This window comes from Pseudomonas sp. KCJK9111, from assembly GCF_046231935.1.
GTDB lineage: Bacteria > Pseudomonadota > Gammaproteobacteria > Pseudomonadales > Pseudomonadaceae > Aquipseudomonas > Aquipseudomonas parafulva_B.
Genome location: NZ_JBJJMO010000021.1, coordinates 20,402 through 41,883, shown reverse-complemented (window position 1 = coordinate 41,883; position 21,482 = coordinate 20,402). Strand labels below are relative to the sequence as shown.

The 21,482-nt window shown below is 63.4% G+C and carries 20 protein-coding genes; 11 read left to right on the top strand and 9 right to left on the bottom strand.

What is annotated here, in order from left to right; all coding sequences use genetic code 11:
- Window positions 1-103 precede the first annotated feature (103 nt).
- On the bottom strand, window positions 104-799 hold the full coding sequence (locus ACK59L_RS10000) for a type 1 glutamine amidotransferase domain-containing protein (RefSeq protein ID WP_409273326.1): 696 nt from the start codon (window positions 797-799) through the stop codon (window positions 104-106).
- A 229-nt stretch (window positions 800-1,028) separates the two neighbouring features.
- Between ACK59L_RS10000 and pstS the strand changes: the two genes are divergently transcribed.
- The 9 genes from pstS to nahK all read left to right on the top strand — a co-directional run bounded on the left by pstS (window position 1,029) and on the right by nahK (window position 11,567).
- Entirely contained in the window at window positions 1,029-2,060 is a 1,032-nt protein-coding gene (pstS, locus tag ACK59L_RS09995) for a phosphate ABC transporter substrate-binding protein PstS (protein ID WP_409273324.1), read from the top strand.
- Window positions 2,061-2,125: 65 nt separating this feature from the next.
- A complete protein-coding gene (gene pstC / locus ACK59L_RS09990; protein ID WP_058605231.1) occupies window positions 2,126-3,091 on the top strand; it encodes a phosphate ABC transporter permease subunit PstC in 966 nt (321 codons plus the stop codon).
- The gene (gene pstA, locus ACK59L_RS09985) at window positions 3,091-3,984 is read left to right on the top strand and encodes a phosphate ABC transporter permease PstA (protein ID WP_058605232.1); all 894 of its coding nucleotides are present in this window, start codon (window positions 3,091-3,093) and stop codon (window positions 3,982-3,984) included. The genes pstC and pstA overlap by 1 nt, the downstream gene beginning before the upstream one ends.
- A gap of 72 nt (window positions 3,985-4,056) precedes the next feature.
- Window positions 4,057-4,818: a phosphate ABC transporter ATP-binding protein PstB gene (gene pstB, locus ACK59L_RS09980; protein WP_042139286.1), complete on the top strand. Its 762-nt coding sequence runs from the start codon at window positions 4,057-4,059 to the stop codon at window positions 4,816-4,818.
- 88 nt (window positions 4,819-4,906) lie between these two features.
- Entirely contained in the window at window positions 4,907-5,599 is a 693-nt protein-coding gene (locus ACK59L_RS09975; protein WP_409273322.1) for a hypothetical protein, read from the top strand.
- Window positions 5,596-6,195 carry a hypothetical protein gene (locus ACK59L_RS09970; protein WP_409273320.1) on the top strand — a complete coding sequence of 200 codons (600 nt, stop codon included), beginning with the start codon at window positions 5,596-5,598 and terminating at the stop codon, window positions 6,193-6,195. Before ACK59L_RS09975 ends, ACK59L_RS09970 begins: the two co-directional genes overlap by 4 nt.
- A gap of 259 nt (window positions 6,196-6,454) precedes the next feature.
- Window positions 6,455-7,645 (top strand): porin, encoded by a 1,191-nt coding sequence (locus ACK59L_RS09965; protein WP_409273318.1) that lies wholly within the window; start codon window positions 6,455-6,457, stop codon window positions 7,643-7,645.
- 174 nt (window positions 7,646-7,819) lie between these two features.
- Window positions 7,820-8,983 (top strand): nitric oxide-sensing protein NosP, encoded by a 1,164-nt coding sequence (gene nosP / locus ACK59L_RS09960; RefSeq protein WP_167340238.1) that lies wholly within the window; start codon window positions 7,820-7,822, stop codon window positions 8,981-8,983.
- Window positions 8,913-11,567 (top strand): hybrid sensor histidine kinase/response regulator NahK/ErcS', encoded by a 2,655-nt coding sequence (gene nahK, locus ACK59L_RS09955; RefSeq protein WP_409273316.1) that lies wholly within the window; start codon window positions 8,913-8,915, stop codon window positions 11,565-11,567. Before nosP ends, nahK begins: the two co-directional genes overlap by 71 nt.
- Here nahK and ACK59L_RS09950 read toward each other — a convergent pair.
- The 6 genes from ACK59L_RS09950 to ACK59L_RS09925 form a co-directional block, all read right to left on the bottom strand.
- Window positions 11,556-12,218 (bottom strand): response regulator transcription factor, encoded by a 663-nt coding sequence (locus ACK59L_RS09950; RefSeq protein WP_196135010.1) that lies wholly within the window; start codon window positions 12,216-12,218, stop codon window positions 11,556-11,558. The two genes, nahK and ACK59L_RS09950, sit on opposite strands and share 12 nt — an antisense overlap.
- 56 nt (window positions 12,219-12,274) lie before the next feature.
- On the bottom strand, window positions 12,275-12,835 hold the full coding sequence (locus ACK59L_RS09945; RefSeq protein WP_409273313.1) for a PQQ-dependent catabolism-associated CXXCW motif protein: 561 nt from the start codon (window positions 12,833-12,835) through the stop codon (window positions 12,275-12,277).
- Between the two features lie 131 nt (window positions 12,836-12,966).
- Entirely contained in the window at window positions 12,967-13,758 is a 792-nt protein-coding gene (locus ACK59L_RS09940; RefSeq protein ID WP_409273311.1) for an ABC transporter permease, read from the bottom strand.
- Window positions 13,758-14,498, bottom strand: a complete 741-nt coding sequence (locus ACK59L_RS09935) for an ABC transporter ATP-binding protein (RefSeq protein WP_409273309.1) — start codon at window positions 14,496-14,498, stop codon at window positions 13,758-13,760. Before ACK59L_RS09935 ends, ACK59L_RS09940 begins: the two co-directional genes overlap by 1 nt.
- Window positions 14,495-15,484 carry a YVTN family beta-propeller repeat protein gene (locus tag ACK59L_RS09930; protein WP_409273307.1) on the bottom strand — a complete coding sequence of 330 codons (990 nt, stop codon included), beginning with the start codon at window positions 15,482-15,484 and terminating at the stop codon, window positions 14,495-14,497. The genes ACK59L_RS09935 and ACK59L_RS09930 overlap by 4 nt, the downstream gene beginning before the upstream one ends.
- Window positions 15,485-15,513: 29 nt before the next feature.
- Window positions 15,514-16,707 (bottom strand): ABC transporter substrate-binding protein, encoded by a 1,194-nt coding sequence (locus ACK59L_RS09925; protein WP_409273305.1) that lies wholly within the window; start codon window positions 16,705-16,707, stop codon window positions 15,514-15,516.
- Window positions 16,708-16,854: 147 nt separating this feature from the next.
- Here ACK59L_RS09925 and ACK59L_RS09920 point away from each other — a divergent pair, with 147 nt between their 5' ends.
- Window positions 16,855-18,138 carry a histidine kinase gene (locus tag ACK59L_RS09920; RefSeq protein ID WP_409273303.1) on the top strand — a complete coding sequence of 428 codons (1,284 nt, stop codon included), beginning with the start codon at window positions 16,855-16,857 and terminating at the stop codon, window positions 18,136-18,138.
- Window positions 18,135-18,773 carry a response regulator gene (locus tag ACK59L_RS09915; RefSeq protein WP_409273301.1) on the top strand — a complete coding sequence of 213 codons (639 nt, stop codon included), beginning with the start codon at window positions 18,135-18,137 and terminating at the stop codon, window positions 18,771-18,773. The genes ACK59L_RS09920 and ACK59L_RS09915 overlap by 4 nt, the downstream gene beginning before the upstream one ends.
- A gap of 14 nt (window positions 18,774-18,787) precedes the next feature.
- On the opposite strand, the gene ACK59L_RS09910 is transcribed toward ACK59L_RS09915, so the two are convergent.
- Both ACK59L_RS09910 and exaA read right to left on the bottom strand, forming a co-directional pair.
- On the bottom strand, window positions 18,788-19,447 hold the full coding sequence (locus tag ACK59L_RS09910; protein ID WP_409273299.1) for a pentapeptide repeat-containing protein: 660 nt from the start codon (window positions 19,445-19,447) through the stop codon (window positions 18,788-18,790).
- 62 nt (window positions 19,448-19,509) lie between these two features.
- On the bottom strand, window positions 19,510-21,405 hold the full coding sequence (exaA, locus tag ACK59L_RS09905; protein WP_409273297.1) for a quinoprotein ethanol dehydrogenase: 1,896 nt from the start codon (window positions 21,403-21,405) through the stop codon (window positions 19,510-19,512).
- Window positions 21,406-21,482: the final 77 nt, after the last annotated feature.

Genomic DNA, 21,482 nt, shown 5'->3' with positions numbered 1-21,482 from the left:
CAGAGGTGCAAGCGATAGCTGTGCGCTACCGGTATGACCTCGGGCTGTAGCAAAAAATTCCGTCTCTGAGCAGTTGCCTTTTAACCAGCGCAGAAATCAAGGGTCAGGCGCCGGGTTCCTGGGCTAACCGTTTCAGCAATGCCTTGGCAGTTGCCTCTGATGATGCCGGGTTCTGCCCTGTGATCAAATGCCCATCCTCGACCACATGGCTTGCCCAGTCTTCGGCCTTGGCGTAGTTCGCCCCATGGCCACGCAGCATGTCCTCCACCAGAAACGGAACGACGTTGGTCAGGCCCACGGCTTGCTCTTCACTGTTGGTAAAGCCCGTCACTTTTTTGCCCTTGACGACAGGGTGACCGTCAGGCGCTTTGACATTCTTCAGAACACCTGGGGCGTGGCATACCGCTGCGATGGGCTTGTTGGAGGCATAAAAGGCTTGCAGCAGAACGACCGAGTCCTGGCTTTCGGCCAGATCCCACAGGGGGCCGTGGCCGCCTGGGTAGAACACGGCGTCGAAATCATAGGGGTCGATTTCGCCAAGGGGTACGGTATCGGCCAGGGCAGCCTGGCCCTCGGTGTCTTTGGCGAAGCGTCGGGTGGCCTCGGTCTGGGCATCGTCTTCGTCACTTTTCGGGTCCAGCGGCGGCTGTCCGCCTTTTGGCGAGGCGAGCGTGACGTCGGCTCCGGCATCCACGAATGCGTAATAAGGTGCCGCGAACTCTTCCAGCCAGAAGCCGGTTTTCTTGCCGGTGTCACCCAGTTGATCGTGGGACGTCAACACCATCAGGATCTTCTTCATGCAGGTCTGTCCTCCAGCTCGGGATGTGCGGGCTGCTGCCCTGATAAAGGGTGTGAGTGCGGCAAACGGTTAGCGTTCCATGGAGGTGAGCGTCAGGCTTGCCGATGCTACGGTTCAACAGGGCGTAGGACATGGCCTGGCGTGGGTAAGGGCTCGGTGCCATGCGGCGGTCACAAAGCTGTAACACAGCTGATGCAAAGTGTGCCGGCCATCACACGGAGCGCTTTCAATGATACGCCTGATGAAGTCTGCTGCACTCGCCGTCGCGGTCTCCCTTTGCGCCACATCGGCTTCGATCGCCGCAGAAAACATTCGCCTGACCGGTTCCGGGGCCAGCTTCCCCGCACCTATCTACCTGACCTGGTTCAAGGACTTCAGCAAGAAATCCGAGGGTGTGACCGTCGACTACCAGTCCAAGGGCAGCGGCGCCGGGGTGCAGGACTTCCTGAACAGGACCGTTGACTTTGCTGCCAGCGACTCGGCCATGAGCGAGGCCGACATGGCCAAGGTGAGCGAGGGCGTGCAACTGCTGCCCATGACCGCCGGCGAGATCGTGCTGGCCTACAACCTGCCAGGCAACCCCAAAGGGCTCAAGCTGCCGCGCGAGGTGTACTCCAACATCTTCCTTGGCAACATCACGCGCTGGAACGACCCGCAGATCGTAGCCGCCAACCCCGAGCTCAAGCTGCCCGACACCCCCATCACCGTCGTGGTGCGTGCCGACTCCAGCGGCACGACAGCGGTGTTCACCAAGCATCTGTCGGCCATCAATGCCGACTTCAAGCAAAAGCTGGGTGAGGGCAACACCGTCAACTGGCCGGCTACTGACAAGTTCATCAAGTCACCGAAAAACGATGGCGTGACCGCCACCGTACGCCAGACCCCAGGCGCCATCGGCTACATCGAGTACGGTTTTGCCAAGCTGGCCAAGGTGGACTTCGCCCAATTGCAGAACAAGGCTGGGCAGTACGTGGTGCCCAATGCCGAAAGCGGCGCCGAGGCTCTGGCCGCCGTGAACATGCCGGAAAACCTGGTGGCCTGGCTGCCTGATCCGGACGGCGCCAAGTCCTACCCCATCACTTCCTACACCTGGATGATCTTCCGCAAGGACAATGGCAACCCCGCCAAGGCCAAGGCCATGCGCGAGATGGTCGAGTACAGCCTCACCGAAGGGCAGAAGATCGCCGACTCGATGGGCTACATCCCGCTGCCGCCCTCGGTGGTCGAGCAAGTGCGCAAAGCCTCCGCCAACATCAAGTGATACCGGCGTCCCCGGCGTGCGCCTGACACGCCGGGGGTGTCAGCACCCTGTCCCGGAACCTGCCAATGAACACACCTTTCGACCTACCGGATAACCCCGACTCCGCCTGCCGGCCGCCGTCTGCCAAGGACGTGCTGGTGGACCGCACCTTCCGTGCGCTGGCCCGCATTGGGGTTGTGCTGGTACTGGCACTGGTCTTTGCACTGGTTTACGAAGTGGGGCGCAAGGCCTTGCCGGGCATCGAGAAGCATGGCTTCGATGTGTTGTTGGGCAGCGTCTGGGACGTCAACCAAGGCAAGTACGGCATTCTTCCGGCCATCTGGGGGACGCTGTACAGCGCATTCATCGCCTTGCTGATCGCCGGTTTCTTCGGCGTCAGCATGGCCATCTTTCTGACCCAGGATTTCCTGCCGGCCAGGCTCGCGGCAGTCTTTCGCACCATTGTCGAGCTGCTGGCCGCTATCCCGAGCGTGGTGTACGGGCTGTGGGGCATCTATGTGGTGATTCCAGCCATACGGCCACTGACCACATGGCTCAACAGCGAGCTGGGCTGGATCCCGTTCTTTGGCACGTCCCTGAGCGGGCCGGGGTTGCTGCCGGCAGCCTTAGTGCTGGCGATCATGATTCTGCCGACCATCGCCGCCGTCTCCCAGGACGCGCTGACCAGTGTGCCGATGAAAACCAAGCAAGCCGCCTACGGCATGGGCACGACGCACTGGGAGGCGATTCTCAAGGTCATGGTGCCCTCGGCCGCGACCGGCATCTTTGGCTCGCTGGTGCTGGGCCTGGGCCGCGCCCTAGGGGAGACCATGGCCCTGGCGATGCTGGTGGGCAACGCCAACACCATCTCCCTGTCACTGTTCGCGCCGGCCAATACCCTGGCAGCGCTGCTGGCATTGAACTTCCCCGAAGCCGGGCCGAATGAGGTGGAAGTGCTGATGTACGCCGCCCTGGTGCTGATGTTCATCACCCTGCTGGTGAACGTATTGGGCTCGATGATCATGCTCTACGCGCAACGAGGTAACCGCTGATGACCGATCTCTCCACGCCCGTAGCCGCGCTGCCAAGCCTGCAGCGCAAGCTCGAAGGACGGGCGCTGCGCAGCGTACTGCTGACCACATTGGCCTGGCTCGCCGCGCTGGTGGCCAGCGTGCCCCTGATTTCGGTGTTGTACATGCTCATCACCCGTGGTGGCGCACGGCTGAACCTGGAAGTGTTCACCGAGCTGCCGCCAACCGGCTTCGAAATGGGGGGCGGCTTCGGCAATGCCATGGCCGGTACCCTGGTCATGGTCGGCATTGCAGCGGCCATCGCTGTGCCGGTGGGCATCCTGGCCGCCGTGTTCCTGGCCGAGCTTGGGCCTGACAGCAAGCTGGCCAACGCCGCACGTTTCGCTGCCAGGATGCTGACCGGCTTGCCGTCCATCCTGGCCGGCGTGTTCGCCTATGCCCTGGTGGTGATGACCACCGGGACCTACTCGGCGCCGGCAGGCGGCGTGGCGTTGGCCGTCCTCATGCTGCCAATCGTGGTCCTGACCGCCGAGGAAGCCATGAAGATGGTGCCCAAGATCATGAAGGACGCCGCCTACGGCATGGGCTGTACCCGGGCCCAGGTGATCTGGAAGATCGTGCTGCCCACCGGCCTGCCAGCCATCCTGACCGGCGTCATGCTGGCCGTGGCCCGGGCGGCCGGCGAAACCGCGCCGCTGCTGTTCACCGCGTTGTTCAGCAACTACTGGATCTACCACGATGGCAGCCTGGCGGTGATGAACCCGACCGCTTCGCTGGCGGTGCTGATCTACAACTTCTCCGGCATGCCGTTCGACAACCAGTTGGAGCTCGCCTGGGCGGCATCGCTGGTTCTGGTAATGATCGTGCTGGTCATCAACATCCTGAGCCGAGTATTCGGCAAGCCCAAGTACTGATAGGGAGCATTCGACGTGAACGTATCCACCGCCCAAAGAGCCGCTCCCCTGGCCAGCGAAACCCCCATCGTCATGGATTGCAAGCTGGACAAGATCTTCTACGGCAACTTCATGGCCGTGCGCGACAGCCACGTGCCGATTCGCAAGAACGAGATCACTGGCTTCATCGGCCCGTCCGGTTGTGGCAAAAGCACCGTACTGCGCAGCCTCAACCGCATGAACGACCTGGTCAAGGGCTTTCGCTTCGAAGGCCATGTGCACTTTCTGGGGCAGGACGTCTACGGCAAAGGGGTCGATCCAGTCGTGGTGCGTCGCTACATCGGCATGGTGTTCCAGCAGCCCAACCCGTTCTCGATGAGCATTTTCGACAACGTGGCCTTCGGTCTGCGCCTGAACCGCTACAAAGGCGACATCGGCGACCGGGTCAAGCATGCCCTGCAAGGCGCTGCGTTGTGGGATGAAGTGAAGGACAAGCTCAAGGTCAGTGGCCTGTCCCTGTCCGGTGGCCAGCAGCAGCGCTTGTGCATTGCCCGGGCCATCGCCACCGAACCCGAAGTGTTGTTGCTCGATGAACCCTGTTCGGCCCTGGACCCGATCGCGACCCGGCGGGTGGAGGAGCTGATGGTGGAGTTGAAAAAGGATTACACCATCGCGCTGGTGACCCACAACATGCAGCAGGCCATTCGCGTGGCCGACACCACGGCGTTCTTTTCGGTCGACATTTCCCAAGGCACCCGCACGGGCTATCTGGTAGAGATGGGTCCCACCACCCAGATCTTCCAAGACCCTCGTGAACAGCTGACCGCCGACTACATCAGTGGCAAGTTCAGCTGACCCTCGCTTGAGAACGCCCGCGCGCCAGTGCCAGGACGGCCCAGGCCCGCGGTTGCCTTTACTCGAATACCGTAATCAGGGACATCCGATGCCAGCGACACCCCGCCTGGATCTCAATGCCGTCGAGCACGCCCTGCGCCAAGTGCAGGCGCATTTTGCCGAGCTCAGCCGCCACTTCACTGAACCTCGCGACCCGTTCACGGACGAGGTGCTGTGCAACGTGCTGGAGGGCTACGCGCTGGTTGATCACTATGTGGCGCGCGGCATCGACCTGTTTCACCTGCAGCAGGTGAACCTGATGCTGGAAATCAATGCCACCGTGCTCTGTGGCAGCGACGCCGCCCGTCGCGAGGAGTTCGCCGCGCACCTGGCCGCTACCGAAGCCCATTTTTTCAACAACGTCGAAGGCGGCATCAAGGACTTGTACAACTGGTACTGCGGTTATGGCAGCGATTCGGTATGGAAGCGGGCTGCCGGCGTGTACGTGCGTATCCTCAGCAAGCCGCAGCTGTTTATCGAAGGCAATAACCGTACCGGCTCGCTGATCGTCAGCTATCTGCTGATGCGTGCAGGCTTGCCGCCATTCGTGTTGTCGCTCGAGAACGCCGAAGGCTACTTCAATCCTTCGTCAGTCATCCGCAACTCGGCCAAGCATGGCGTCAAGGCGCTGTACGAGCTGCCCAAGATCAAGAAAAAGTACGCCGCGTTCCTGGAAGCGCATGCACCGGCGCCCAACACGTTTTTCCTGCCAACCCCCCTGCGCGAGAGGAGCCTTCCATGAGTCGCGGATCAGCCTGGGATCGCTGCCGAGCGGTGCTCGACAGCGCTACACGTCAAGCCCAAGTGCGCATCTCGTTCGACATCGACGATACCTTGGCCTGCCTGCCCGAACACGCCGAAGCCGAGCCGAACCGGCTGCCAAGCTTCGTCCATCGCTGGCTGGGCGAGCCCCTGCGCAGCGGTACCCGCGAACTGATCAGCGACCTGCGCCGCCAGGGTTGCAGCGTGTGGATCTACACATCCTCCGGACGCACGCCGGCCTATATCCGCCGCTGGTTGCTGCTGTACGGTATCCGTGTCGATGGCGTGGTCAACAGCGACCGCCACCAGCATATGCTGGGCCAGCGGGGGCTGGTCAATTCCCCGTCCAAGCTGCCTTCGGCGTTCGACATCGACCTGCATGTGGACGACTCCGACGGTGTACGGCTCGAGGGACTCGAACATGGTTTTCGCGTGGTAGTGGTGTGCCCCAAGGACGACCAATGGGCGCAGAAGGTCAAGCAGGCGGCTACCGATGTTCAGGCCATGCTGGCTTGGCAGCAACCTCATCGCTTTAGCACAGCACGTGCGCAGCGCGGATCGGTGCTCGCTTCCTGACCCGCCAGAGGCCAGGCAGGCCACAGCTGGTAAGCGTTCCCGTTCATACGCTTGGCTACCTGCCTGCCGGTCTTCGGTGTCCATCATTGATGCGTAAGCCCTAGGTCGCACGACCCGGCACAGCCCGTAGTGGTCCCAAACCACCGGGCCTTGCACGCCCTTCGCAAGCAGGCTCAAGACTACGCCAAAGCAGCGTTTCTGACCGCTACCCAGCTTTCGATAATCGCCTCCGACACTCTGTCCCCGTTTGGAGCGCGCCATGCACAACAACAAAAACAAGTCTCTGCCGCCTCAGTACCTGGCAGTTGCCATCGCCAGCCTTGCGGCTGTCAGCCTGAGTTCCCTGGCGCAGGCCGAGATCATGCTGTACGACCAGAATCAGACCACCTTTTCCACCGACGGCTATATCAACGCGTTCTACGTCAACAGCAAGGTCGACCGTGAAGGTGAACAATTAGACCGCCGTCAGTCCCGGGTGAAAATGGGTTTCCTGCCCAACTACCTGGGTTTCAACATGGGCAAGCAGGTCAACGACCTGAAGCTCGGTGCCCGTGCCTCGTTCTGGGTCACCATCAACGACAGCGAAAGCAACGGTACCGACACGGCCATCGATGTCCGGCAGTTCTACGGCACCGTAGCCAACCCCGAATGGGGCGAGGTGCTCATCGGCAAGGACTTCGGGCTGTTCGCCCGTTCGAACATCCTGCTCGACGAGTTGCTCGCCGGTTACGGCCAGGTCAGTGACACGCTGGGTCTTGTCGATGGCGGTGGGGTGTCGTTCGGCAACATCGGCAGCGGCTACCCATACCCGTTCCCGACCTCGCAGATCACCTACCGTACCCCGGTCATGGAGGGCCTGCGGATCGCCGTAGGGATCATGGACCCGGTCGACACCAACGACAGCAGCCCCACAGGCAAGGCCTACCAGAAAAACCCCCGCACCGAGTCCGAGATCACGTACCAGTTCGACCTGGCAGGCGCACAGATCTACAGCTGGCTAAACGGCAGCTACCAGACGTCCGACAACACCGATGATTCGGTGCGATCAGTCACTTCCAAGGGCCTTGGCTACGGCGTGCAGGCCAAGCTGGGCGGGCTGTCTCTGACCGGGTCCGGTTTCCAGGCCAAGGGCATCAACCCGTTCTTCACCAACAATGCTGGCGAGCCGGTGTTGCGCAACGTGGACAGCGATGGCTACCTGCTGCAAGCCTCTTACAAGGTCGGCAAGAACCGGATTGCGCTTTCCTACGGCAAGACCAAGGACGACGGCAACGGCGCGGTAGGCAGCGGTGCCGATTATCAAACCCGCGCGGTGGCGCTGTTCCATGACATCAACGACAACCTCAAGCTGGTGGCCGAGTACAACCAGTTTTCCATTGAGGGCCATGACACCCGCGCGCAGAACGAAGACACCGATACCTTCGCCGTGGGTGCGGTGCTGACTTGGTAGCGATCTGGCGCAGGCCCGGTGTTCAACGGGCTTGCGCGGTATTCGAAACCCTCAGGGTCAGGCTCCTGTGCCGACTACGCCCAACGAAGCGTGCACCCGCGACCCAAGTAGCATTCGAACCCCAGCCCACGCTTCGTACACTCAGCGCTCAGCCAGCCCTTGCCGGAGATCCCGATGCAGCAGGCACATAACGAGGGCGTGGTCAGCGCCATGTCCCAGGCCAGCGATGCACGCGTGGCGGCACAGGAGCTGGCGCGGCAACTGCTGCATCCGCATTTGGGCTTCGTGCTGTTCTTCTGCACCGCCGAGTACGACCTGCAGGCCCTGGGCCAGGCCCTTGAACAAAGCTTTGGCGGCATACCGTTGGTAGGGTGCACCAGTGCAGGGGAGATCACACCGCTGGGCTATGGGCGCAGTTGCGTGACGGCCGTGGGCTTTGATCATCGGCACTTTTCCATCGCCACCGAACTGATCGACGAGATGGAGCGTTTCAGCCTGATCGACGCCCAGCAGATGGTCGAACGACTGGTCGGCAGCTGTCGTGGGAATGCCCTGGCCCAAATCAAGGGGCACAGCTTTGCATTGACCTTGCTCGATGGCTTGTCCAGCCGTGAAGAGACGGTGCTGGCGGCCCTGAGCGCAGCGTTGGGCGATATCCCGCATTTTGGTGGCTCGGCCGGGGACGACAACTACCTGACCCAGACCCACGTCTTCTACGGCGGGGCGTTTCACCACGGTGCTGCCGTGGTGGTGCTGGTCAATACCTGGCTGGACTTTGAAGTGTTCACTACCCACCACCTTGAGCCACGGCAGGAAAAACTGGTGGTCACCGGCGCCGACAGCGCCCAGCGGCGGGTCTATGAGCTCAATGCCGAGCCTGCCGCCGAAGAATATGCACGCCATATCGGGGTGCCGGTCAGCGCCCTGGACCACAGGCTGTTTGCCGCCCACCCCCTGGCCGTGCGCATGCACGATCGGTACTACGTGCGGGCCATCCAGCAGGTGCATGCCGACCTGAGCCTGAGCTTTTACTGTGCGGTAGAGAACGGGATCGTGCTCACGCCCATGACGCCTGGCCCGTTGCTGCCGAACCTGCAGGATTTGTTCGATGGCCTGCAGCAGCGCCTGGGTCCGCTGTTGCTCACCATCGGTTGCGACTGCTTTCTGCGCCGCCTGGAGCTTGAGACCCAGCAAGGTCTCGAGGCAGTGGGTGATTTTCTGCGTGAGCAGCGGGTGATGGGCTTCAACACCTATGGAGAACAGTTCAATGGCATGCATATCAACCAGACCTTCACTGGGGTCGCCATTGCCCGCAACCGAACCCGCCCCGGCCAGTGAGGTGCAGGCCGAACTGGCGCAACTTCGCTACGAAAACCGCAAGCTGCAGCGGATCAACGCCGCGCTGATCGAGCGCATCGAGTCGGGCGTGACGCGCGGCAGCGACCCCTATGCGGCGTTCCAGCATTCGGTGGTGCTGGCCGAGCAGGTGCGCGAGCGCACTGACGCGTTGAACCAGGCCATGGCCGAACTCAAGGCGGGCAACCAGCTGCTCAGCGAGGCGCGTCTGCGCGCCGAAACCGCGCACCAGCACCTGATCGATGCCATCGAAAGCATTTCCGACGCATTCATCCTGTTCGACCGAAACCTGCGCATGGTGCTGTGCAACAGCCGCTTCAAGGCCTTCTGGGAAAACCGCCGCGTGCGCATCATTCCCGGCATGCGCCTGGCCGAAGTGCGCAGGCTGATGACCAGCAGTGGGTTGTTCAGCGAGGAGCCGCGCAGCCCGACCGATGAACGCCTGTTGTACCGACAGCACAACGGCCGCTGGCTGCAGGTCAATGAGCGGCCCACCTGCGAGGGTGGCCGGGTGATCCTGTTCACCGACATCACCGAGGTCAAACTCAGCGAAACCCTGCGCCGAGAACAGGCTGTGGCGCAGAAATCGCACCTGTTGCAGCGGGCGGTGGACAATTTGTCCCAGGGCGTGGCCATGGTCAACGCGGACGGTGTGCTGGAGTTGTGGAACCGCCGGTTCCTGGAGCTGAGCGGGCTGGCTCCGGTTGCCGCCCACCGTCCCTTCGCCGACGTGATCGCCGACAGCGAGCTGCGTTTGCTCACCCCCGAAAGCCGCGACGACAGCGGGCGTGTCGTGCACGAGTGCGAGCAACGCCTGTTCGACGGGCGCATGCTGGAGATCCGCACGCATCCACTGCCCACTGGCGGATTCGTCAACACTTTTACCGACATCACCGAACGCTACCTGCATGCCGAGGCCCTGAGTGAAAGCGAGCGCTGGATTCGCTTGATCACGGACCATGTGCCGGCGCTGATCGCTTACCTGAACGCCGACCTGGTGTATGAGTTCACCAACAAGGTCTATGAGCAGTGGTACTGCTGGCCCAGTGGGCTGATGCTGGGCCAGAGCCTGCGCCAGGCCCATAGCGAACAGCATTACCAGCGCCTGGAAGCCTACGTGGCGCAGGCGCTGGCAGGGGAGAGCGTTACGTTCGAATTCCCGGAAACCAACATCAGCGGACAGGAGCGCCACATGCTGCGCTCCTATGTGCCAAACCGGCTGGCCTCTGGCGAGGTGGTGGGTATCTTCGTGTTGATCCGTGACATCACCGAACGGCGCAACACCGCCCAGGCGTTGCACCAGGCTTATCAGCACCTGGAGCTGCGGGTCAGGGAACGTACGGCCGAGTTGACCAGCCTCAACGAACAATTGCTGAGGGAAATCGAGGAGCGGCGACGTGCCGAGGCGCGCTTGCGCGAGGCCAAGCATGAGGCTGACCAGGCCAACCTGTCCAAGACCAAGTTCCTCGCCGCGGTCAGCCATGACCTGCTGCAGCCCCTGAACGCGGCGCGCTTGTTCACCAGCGCCTTGCTCGAGCGCCGTGATCCGCAGGCCAGTGCACAGCTGGTGCGTAACGTCAGCAACTCGCTGGAAGACGTCGAGAACCTGCTGGGAACGCTGGTGGACATCTCAAAGCTCGATGCCGGTGTCATCACGGCCGACGTGGCACCCTTCGCCCTGGCGGAACTGATGGACAACCTGGCAGCAGAGTATACCCAGGTCGCCCGCAGCGAAGGGCTGGCCCTGCACTTCATAGGCTGCTCGGTCGTGGTGCGCAGCGATATTCAACTGCTGGCGCGCATTCTGCGCAATCTGCTCAGCAACGCCATCCGCTACACCCCAAGCGGACGCGTGGTACTGGGCTGTCGCCGTCAGCCGGGTCGCGTGCGCATCGAGGTGTGGGACACCGGTATCGGCATCGCCGAGGAGCACCTGGAGGAAATGTTCCAGGAATTCAAGCGTGGCGCCGTGCAGCGGCCGGATCAGGACCGCGGCCTGGGCCTGGGGCTTGCCATCGTCGAGAAGATTGCGGGCATCCTCGGCCACCGTATTGCCGTGCGCTCCCGGCCCGGCAAGGGGTCGGTATTCAGTGTGGAAGTGCCATTGAGCACCACCGCCCCGATTGCCAGGGCCGAGCATGCCGTGTGCGAGTCGATGCTCGAGTGCCTGCGCGGGGCCCGAGTGTGGGTGCTGGACAATGACGCTGCCATCTGTGCCGGCATGCGCACGTTGCTAGAAGGCTGGGGGTGTTGCGTGATCACGGCACTGTCGGAGCAGGACCTGGCCCGTCAGGTGGACAACTACCATGCCGATGCCGACCTGCTGATTGCCGACTATCACCTCAATGACGATTGCAATGGGGTCGATGCCGTTGCACGCATCAACGCCCGCCGCGCCAAGGCGCTGCCGGCGCTGATGATTACCGCCAACTACAGCAACGAACTCAAGCAGCAGATCCGCGAGCGAGGCCATACGCTGATGCACAAGCCCGTACGACCCATGAAGCTCAAGACTGCCATGAGTCACTTGCTGGCCACCCGGGCTCCTAAGGGATCAGCGTCGTAGGTAGTCAGCGAAGTCGATGTCGCCGGCACTGAGGATGGCCTGCACCCGGTTGTGCACGTTCAGCTTGCGCAGGATGGCCGAGACGTGGGCCTTGACCGTGGTTTCGGCGATGTCCAAGGCATAGGCGATCTGTTTGTTCGATTCGCCCTTGGTCATGCGCTCGAGCACCAGCAACTGCTTGCGGGTCAGGGCCTGGAGCATTTCCGGCGGGAAACTTGGGGCATCGCTCAAGCGGCGGCTACTGCTTTTCTGCGCGCGGATGATATCCGGCGGCAGGTACACATTGCCGTTGAGGATCTGCTCGATCGCTTCGATCATCTGCGCGCGCGGCGAGGACTTGGTGATGAAGCCCACCGCGCCATAAGTGATGGCTTGCAGCACGATCTGCTTTTCCTGCTCGGCCGAGACGATCACCACCGGGGTGGTGGGCGCTTCGTTGCGCAAGGTGATGAGCCCATTGAGGCCATGCATGCCCGGCATGTTCAGGTCGAGCAGAATCAGGTCCAGGTCGTCATGCTCCTTGGTCAGCGTCAGCGCGCTTTCAAGGTCAGCGGTTTCCATGATTTCACTGCCCTGGAACCCGTCGCTGATGACGTTGTGGATCGCTTCGCGAAACAGCGGGTGATCGTCGGCGATCAAGATTTTGTACATGGCCTATTCACCTTGTTCTTGTTTGAATGATTGAGCGCGCAGGGGCAAGGGCCCGGTCAGGGAAACGGTGCTGGCTGGGCCGCCTGCACGGGCAGGTTGGCCTGTTGCCAGGCGTCGAGCCCGTCGCGGTACCAGTAGAGGTTGGTGTAGCCCAGGTGTGCTGCGCGTTTTACCGCGTTCCAGCTCAACCAGCAATCGGCCCGGCAGTAGAAAACGACGGGGTACTGAGGCTCGTCCCCTGTGGCCAGACGCAGGTGATGCTCGAAGTAACGTTGCCAGTCTGGGCTGAGCACGCCATCCCCGGTGTTGGGCAGCCACAGGCTACCGGGCAGGTTGGCATGGGGTTCATCTTCGATGAAGCGTTCATGCAGCCACTGGCGGCGGTATACGTCGATCAGGACAGGCGCCGGATGGCCCCGCATCATCGCCTGCAGTGCGGCAGTGTCTATCACCTTGCCACCTTCGACCTGCGGTGGGATGGGGCTGCGGTATAGCGTGGCGCGGTAGCCATCTGGCGTGAAGGTCGGTGGGGTGTCGGCCAGGGCATGGCCCAGCAGAAGGCTCAGCGAGGCGGCGGCCAGCAAACGCAGGGGCAGCCTTTGGAGGGCACGTGGCATGGTCTGTTCCTTCTTGTTATAGGCGCATTACATGTCAGTGCCGTGGCTTTGTGAATGCGACCATAGACACCCTGGGCAGTACCAAAGTAGTAGAGGCGAAGGCCTCGCCGTGCACGCCACATCCAGGCACCTCACCTTGGCTTGCGCAGGGCGGCGTGCTGCGGGTTGAAGGTGACGATGGCCAGCAGCGTGAACAGCACGCTCAGCGCCAGGCATACCGCCAGCCCCAGCAGGCTCAGCCGCTCGTAGAGCGCAAAGCGCACCAGCTCGACGGCATGGGTGAACGGGTTGACCGCGCACAGCCAGTAGAGCCATTGGCTGGCCTCCTGCATTTTCCACAGCGGATAAAGCGCCGACGACAGAAAGAACATAGGGAAGATCACGAAATTCATCACCCCGGCGAAATTCTCCAGCTGGCGGATCGCATTGGACAGCAAAAGCCCCAGTGCACTGAGCATGAACCCCACCAGCAGCACCGCGGGCAGGGCCAGCCCCAGGCCGCCTACCGGCGGCTCAATACCGTAAAGCCAGGCGATGGCGATGAAGATGTACACCTGCAACACAGAGATCAGCGACGTCGCCATAAGCTTGCTGCACAACAGGAACGCCCTGGGCAGCGGGCTGGTCAGCAGCACCCGCATGCTGCCCATTTCCCGGTCGTAGACCATCGATAGCGAACCCTGCATGCCATTGAACAGCAGGATCATGCAGGCCAGGCCCGGCACGATGTAGACCTCGTAGGGAATGTAGCTGTCGTAGGGCTCGATGATGGCGATGCCCAGTGCCGCACGAAACCCGGCAGCGAATACCACCAGCCACAGCAAAGGGCGCACCAGTGCGCTCAACAGGCGCGTGCGCTGGCGCACGAAGCGCAGGGCTTCACGCATGAGGATGCCGCTGAAGCAGTACCAGTAGGCGTTCATCAGGTGGGTGCTCCGGCCATGTCGCGCGTGTGATGGGCGAACGTCCGGCCCAGGTCGCCGCCGTGGGGCTGCATCATGGCTTCGGCAGGCCCACTTGCCACCACCCGACCCTGGTGCAGGATGACCAAGTCATCGGCCGGCTGCACTTCATCGAGCAGGTGGGTGGTCCACAGCACACTCAAGCGCTGATCGCCACGGCACAAATCGCGCACGTGCTGGTTGAGCGCCTGCCGGCTGGCTGGGTCCAGGCCAACGCTGGCTTCGTCGAGCAGCAACAGGCGGGGCCCGTGCAGCAATGCCCGGGCAATTTCGACGCGGCGCCTGTGCCCGGCATTGAGTTCGCGCACAGGGTCACGGCGCCGCTCCCCCAGCCCTTGGCGGGCCAGCTCGGCGTCCACGCGGCGCTGGGCTTCCCGTCGGGGCAGGCCATGCAGCGCCGCGTGATAGCGCAGGTTCTGCTCCACGCCAAGGTCCAGGTCCAGCGTGCTCTGCTGAAACACGACGCCCAACTGGCCCAGGGCCGCCCGCGGCTGGTGGCGCAGCGAACTGCCCAATACCTGGATATCGCCGTGCTGCAAGTCATACAGGCAGGTCATCAAGGCAATCAGGGTCGACTTGCCGGCGCCATTGGGCCCCAGCAAGGCGGTAAAGTGGCCCGGCGCCAAGTTGAAGGTCACGTCCCTGAGCGCTGCGCGCTGACCGTAGGCGAAACTGACCCCCGCTATGTGCAGTGCGTTCATGGCGTGACCACCACACCCCATGGGTAGCGGCCGACCTTGATCGACTTGAGCACCTTGAGGCTGGCCACGTCGATCACCGACACGTCGCCGCTCACGCCATTGGTGGCCAGCAACTGCTGCTGGTCAGGGGTGAAGGCCAGCTGCCAGACGCGGCGCCCCACCAGCAGGTAGTCCAGCACCTCGAATGTCCTGGCATCGACCACCGCCACATGATTGGCCGGGCCCAGCGCCACGAACGCGTACTTGCCATCGGCGCTGAGCTTGACGCCCACCGGCTGGACTTTGTCAGGGTGCACACCCTTGATGGCGAAGTTCAGGGTCTTGAGCACCTGGCGCGAAGCCACGTCCAGGATGGTGACGGTCCCGCCAATTTCCGCCGACGCCCACAGGTGTTTGCCGTCCTGGCTGAATTCCACGAAACGCGGGCGCTGGTCCACCGGCGTGCTGTCGGCCAGGGTCTGGGTCTGGGTGTCGATCCAGTGCAGCATGTTGGTGGTTTCGCTGGTATTGACCGCCCATTTGCCATCCGGGCTCACGGCCATGCCCTCAGGTTCGATGCCCACCTCCACCTGGGCCAGTACCGTGTCGGTTACGGTATCAATGACCGTGACCAGCGCATCGTCTTCGTTGGACACGTACAGCCAACGGTCATTGGGATGCAGGGCGAACTGCTCGGGGTCTTTGCCTGATGGCAGTTCCTTGACGAGGGTACGGCTGGCCACGTCCATCACCTGCACCCGATCCGAATCGCTGGCGCAGATGTACAGCAGCTTGTTGTCGTGTGACAGCAGCAGGCCGCGCGGGCGTTGGCCGACGGGCAGGGTGTCGGTTACCGCCAAGGTCTGCAGGTCAATCAGGCTCAGGGTGTTGTCCTTCTCGTTGGACACCCAGGCGGTGGCGGCCAGGGTAGGCTCGCAGGCTATGGCCAGCACGGCCGGCAGCAGATGGGCGCACAGCAGGCTGCGTGGTGAGGGGAGGCGGCGCATGGCAGGTTCCTTGTTATTGTGTGGGCGTTTCAGGGGTACGGGCAGGTCACGTCGGCCTTGTCGAACCCCAGGCTGTCCATCTCATTGGAAGGGTGCAGGAAGCCTTCCTGCGGTGAGGTGCTGACCAGGGCCCTGGGCTGCACCAGGGGGATGGGTTGGCGCAGCTCGCCATTCCAGGGCCTGTAGCTGAGCTTGCGACCCTTGAAGCCATCGAGTGGCAATTGTTCGCTGACAAGCAGCTGCTGCAAGGCCTGGGGCTTTGCCTCACGCAGCTTGCTGACCGCCGTGGCGATGCTGCGCACCGCCATCCAGGCTGCGAAGTCACGGTCGTTCATCCAGCGGCCGGCCTGCGCTTGGAAACGTTTTTGCAATTGCGCGGCGCCGAACGTTTCCACGGTCTTGTGCCAGCCAGTGGGCGTCAGGCCCTGAGTGCCGGCGACCGGGCGGGGCAACCACGTCTGGTAGGGCACGTATTCGCCGAAGTCGCCACGTTCATCAGCCACCAGCACCACGTCGTATTCGCGCGCCTGGGTGAACAGCGGCATGTCGGCCTGGGCGCTGCGGCGCTGGTCGTTGTCGAACGTCCAGCGTTTCTCGGCCACCAGGTGCAGGCCAAAGCGCTTCGCCGCTCGGCGCAGTGCGGCGGCGTAGGCTTCATCGTCCGGGGTCTGCCCGATGATCAGCAAGCCGCGCTGCCATTTGCGCAGCACCAGAAACTGCACCAGCGCATCGGCCAGCATCGCCCGCCCAGGCAGGGCGTGCAGCACATTGCCCAGGCACTGCGTGCTGCGTACGGCGTCATCCGGGCTGCCGGCATTGAACAGCAGGCTGTCGGGCAGGGCCGCAGACAAGGCCCGCAGGCTGGCGACCGGCGCATTGACGACGAACAACCGCACGCCTTCCCCATGCTGGGCCTGGGCAGCATGCAGCAGTCGCTCGGCGGAGTCGGCACGGGCGCTGACCAGCTCGAACTGCTGTTTGAGAAACCGCCCGGTGCTGTTGCTGTCGGCAATGGCCAGTTGCGCCCCTTGCAGGCCGGCATCGTCCGGTTCAGGCAGGATGTTGGACAACAGCGGCCCGCTGTCAGGGCGATAGCCCAGGTAGCCGATGCGGATGTGCAACGCGCTCGCAGCCCGGGTGTCAGCCTGCTGGTCGTGCGCCCAAACCGTCGGCGCGAGCACGGTCAGCAGGCAGGTCAGGACAAGGTGGGCAGGCTTGCGCATATCGCACTCCACGGCAGATGGCGCCAGCATAGAAAGCCTGCCGGGGCCGGGGAATATGCAGAAAGTAGCGCCCAGCCGCTACCAAGGTAGTAGCCGATGCGCCCGCGCCGGGCCCTAGGATGGCAGCAGTTGCCCTGGAGTCCGATCATGCACGCTGCCAATATGTCTGCCCTATGGCGTATCAACCTGTGGGTCACCGGCTGTTTCGCGGTGTTGACCCTGGCCTGTGCGGGGGTTGTGCTGCATCAGGCATCAGCCGATGTGAAACGGGAGTTGCAGTCGGCCGAAGCGGTGATGGCGTACATGGCCCAAGCCGCCAGCCACAATCCGGCGAGCCTTCAACCTACGCTGACCGAGCACCTGCGCCACGTGCGCGTGCAGTGGCTGGTCCCTGGCGAGGTTGAAAAAGCGTCGGTGCCGTCCGCGGCCGGGCTCGATGGTTGGTTGGGCGCGGTGCTGGCAGGCAAGCACTACGACAGCACGCGCCTGCTGGCCCTCGATGACGGCCGCCGCGTCGCGCTGAGCGTGGACGCCCGCGATGAGGTGGAAGAAGTCTGGGATTCGCTGCAACAGTTGCTGGCGGTCTGTGCTGTCGCGTTGGCCCTGAGCCTGCTGTCCATCAGTTGGGCCGTGCGGCGCGGGCTGCGCCTGCTGGCCGCGCTGCTGTGTGCATTGCGTCAGGTGTCGGGAGGTCAGCTGGACGTGCGCCTGCAAGAGACCGGTGGCCCGGAAGCGCGCCAGTTGGCCGGGCACTTCAACCAGATGGCTGCGGCGATCGAGCAGGCCCAGGCCGACAACCGGCAACTGACCGGCGCTTTGCTGGCGGTTCAGGAGCAGGAGCGGACAAGACTGGCCCAGGCGTTGCACGACGACCTAGGCCAGTACGTGGCCGGCATCCGCGCCCAGGTGTGCCTGTTGCAATTGTGTGCCCACCAGCCTGAGCAGGTGCGGCAAACCACCCAGACGCTGGAAAGCAATTGCGCAGGCTTGCAGTTCGGTTTCCGCGCCTTGGTACGGGACTTGTATCCGGTTGCGCTGCAGCACCTGCCCATGGCGGAGGCGCTCAACCAATTGGTGAGCCAATGGCGTGCCAGCCAGGCCATCGAGTGCCAGTTGCTGGTCGGCGCCCAGTTGCCGGCGCTGTCACCCACTCGACGCACGCATCTGTACCGGTTGTTGCAGGAAGCGCTGACCAACGTCGCCCGTCATGCCCGCGCCCGTCAGGTGCGGATACGCCTGCAACGCGGCGCCAACGGGCTGCGCCTGCTGGTTCGCGACGATGGCTGTGGTGCCAGCCAGCCTGGGCGCCCAGGGGTAGGCCTGCATTCGATGGCCGAGCGCGCCCGCAGCCTGGGCGGTGAGTTGCGCATACTCAGCCATCCCGGTGCCGGGTGGGCACTGGCCCTGACGATCCCTTTGGAGGTGTCATGAATATCGTGCTGGTCGACGATCACGCCGTGGTTCGCCAGGGTTACGCCAGCCTGTTGCGCGCCGTGTTGCCAGCGATGCAGGTGCGCGAGGCTGCCAGCGGTGAAGAAGCCTTGGCCCAGGTGCAGGAGCAGGTACCGAACCTGGTGATCATGGACTTCGGCCTGCCCGGCATCAGTGGGTTGGAAACCACCCGACGCCTGCGCCAGCGCCTGCCGCAGTTGCGGGTGCTGTTCTTCAGCATGCATGACGAGCTGCCACTGGTGCGCCAGGCGCTGGACGCCGGCGCGGCTGGCTACCTGACCAAGAACTCGGCCCCGCAAGTTCTGGTGGAGGCCGTACAGCGCGTGCTTGCCGGGCACGCCTACATCGAACAGGGGCTGGCCACGCAGCTGGCCTGCAGCACGACGCACGATGCCTGTGACCCCAGGCTGCAACGCCTGACCCAGCGTGAACTGGAAATTTTCGTGATGCTGGTTCGTGGCACACCGGCCCGGTCGATCGCCGAGCAGCTGTGCATCAGCACAAAGACCGTCTCCAATCACCTGACCATGCTCAAGAGCAAACTGCAGGTCGGCTCCCATGCTGAACTCGTGCACGTGGGTATCGACTTGGGTCTGGTACGTATAGCGGGTTAGGCGGGTGCCAGAAATCAATGTTCCCAGGTCGCTGGGCAGCCGGTGCAGCCTTGCATGTTGGCGTCCTGGAAGTTGCCGTAGTGCAGGCGCGCGCCCTCCAGATGGGCTTGTTCGAGGTTGCTCTGGCCGAGCTTGGCTTCCTGGAGGTTGGCGTCATTGAGCTGAGCGCCGCGCAAGTCGGTCTTGCTCAGCCAGGCCATTTCCAGGTCGGCCGCCTGCAAGTTGGCCTGCTGCATCCTGGCACCGGAGAGCCGGGCGAATTGCAGGTAGGCGGCGCTAAGGTCAGCGTTGGCGAACTGGGCGCCCTGGGCGAACAGCCCCCAGCCCTGGATTGCCATCAGCCGTGCGCCGCTTAGGTTGGCCAGGCGCAGGTTGCTTTGCTGCAGGCTGGCGCGGGTCAGGTTGGCGCCCTGCAATCGGGCCTTTTCGAGGTTGGCCAGGTCCAGCCGGGCGTGGCGCAGGTCGGCATCGCGCAGGTCGGCGCCGGCCAGGTTCATCTTGCGCAGGTCCTGGTTGGCCAGTTTGGCGCCCCGCAGGTCGGCGCCGGGGCATTGGCTGGCTTCGGCAATCACGCAGCCGTTGATGCTCAACGGCGTGTCGCTGTCGTCGATGTCAGTGGCCAGCGCCATCGCGGGTGTGACGGCCAGCAACAAGGCCAGGGGTAGAAACGTCATGATCGAGCTCTCTGGGCAGACGGAAAAGGGCAGGGCGCAGCCAGACCGCACCCCGCTGTCGGTCAACGTTGAGCGGTCGTGTTATCCCAGCTCGGTATCTTGAACACCCAGAACGAACCGCCCTGGGCAACTGGCTTGGTCAGTTCGGCCATGTCGCCACCCCACAGCGGTACCGCGCCGCCATAGCCGACAGTGACGCCGATGTACTGCTCTCCGTCCTGCTCCCAGGTAATGGGCGGGGAAACGATGCCGCTGCCGGTCTGGAATTTCCACAGCTCCTTGCCGGTCTTGGCGTCGAACGCCTTGAAGAAACCGTCACCGGTGCCGGTGAACACCAGGTTGCCCTTGGTCGCCAGCACCCCGGCCCACAGCGGCAGGTGCTCCTTGTGTTCCCACACCAGCTTGCCCGTGGTCGGGTCCATGGCACGCAGGGTGCCTACGTGGTCGTCGTACATGCGCTTGATGCGAAAGCCCATGCCCAGGTAAGCGGAGCCTTTCTTGTAGTTCACCTCCTCGGTCCAGTACTCCTCTTTCCACTGGTTGCCCGGGATGTAGAAAAGCCCGGTGTCCTGGCTATAGGCCATGGGGTTCCAGTTCTTGCCGCCCAGGAAGGGTGGCGACACTTCCACCGGCTTGCCCTTGGTTTCACCCGGCAGCGGCTTGGCGGGCCGTTGCCCTGGATTTTCCACGGGGCGGCCGGTCTTGAGGTCGATGTGGCTGGCCCAGGTGATGTTGTCGACGAAGGGGAAGGCGTTCTGCAGCTTGCCGTCGTTACGATCGACCACGTAGAAGAAGCCGTTGCGGTCGGCATGCCCCGTGGCCTTGATCACCTTGCCGTGCTTGTCCTTGTAGTCGAACAGCACCAGCTCGTTGTTGCCAGAGAAGTCCCAGGCGTCGTTGGGGGTGTGCTGGTAAAACCATTTGACCTCGCCGGTGCTGGGGTCCACGCCCACCTGACCGGAGGTATAAAGGCTATCGTAGTCGTGCGGGTTACCGTCCTTGGCGGTGCGTGCCCAGGTGTTCCAGGGGCCGGGGTTACCGGCACCGACGATGATGGTGTTCGTCTGGGCATCGAAGCTTGCGCTCTGCCAGGGAGCGCCGCCGCCGTGGCTCCAGGCCTCCACCTTGCCGGTTTCGGTGGTCGGGTCATCCGGCCAGGACGGTGCCTTGACGTTGCCGGTGGGGGTGCTGTCCTTGCCATTGAGGCGGCCCATGTGGCCCTCCACGAAGGGGCGCATCCACACTTCCTCGCCGGTTTCCGGGTCACGGGCGAACAGCTGGCCCACCACACCGAATTCATCGCCCGAGCTGCCGTGGATCAGCAGCACCTTGCCGCTGGTCTTGTCTTTGACCAGCACGGGCGCCCCGGTCATGGTGTAGCCGGCGCTGTGGTCGCCGAACTTCTTGTTCCACACCACCTTGCCTGTGTTCTTGTTCAGCGCGATGACCCGAGCGTCCAGGGTGCCGAAATAGACCTTGTCGCCGTAGATGGCAGCGCCACGGTTGACCACGTCGCAGCACGGGCGAATGTTGTCCGGCAGGCGGTGGTTGTAGGTCCACAGGCGTTTGCCGGTCTTGGCATCGAGGGCGAAGACCCGCGAGTAGGAGCCGGTAACGTACACCACGCCGTCGCTGACGATGGCCTGGGACTCCTGGCCACGCTGCTTTTCGTCACCAAAGGAGTAGGACCAGGCCGGGGTCAGCTTGAACACGTTCTTGTCGTTGACCTGGGCCAGCGGGCTCCAGCGCTGGGCGTTGGTGCCCATGCCGTATTGCAGCACATCCCCGGGCGTGAGGTGGTCGTTGGCGATGTCTTCCCAGGTCACGTTCTTGCTGGCAGGTGCCGGGCTTGTGGTGGCCGCCGTGGCCACTGTCCCGGTGGCCAGGCTTGCGGCCAGCAGCAGGGCCCTCACGCTCAGGGCCAGGGGAGACGGGGCGGGTAGCGATCTTGTTGTCATGGTTGCGATTCCCTGTGGAGTTTGGCCCGCACAGCGTGGTCCGCCTGGGCGCTGCGCAACAGGGAGAAAATCCCGCC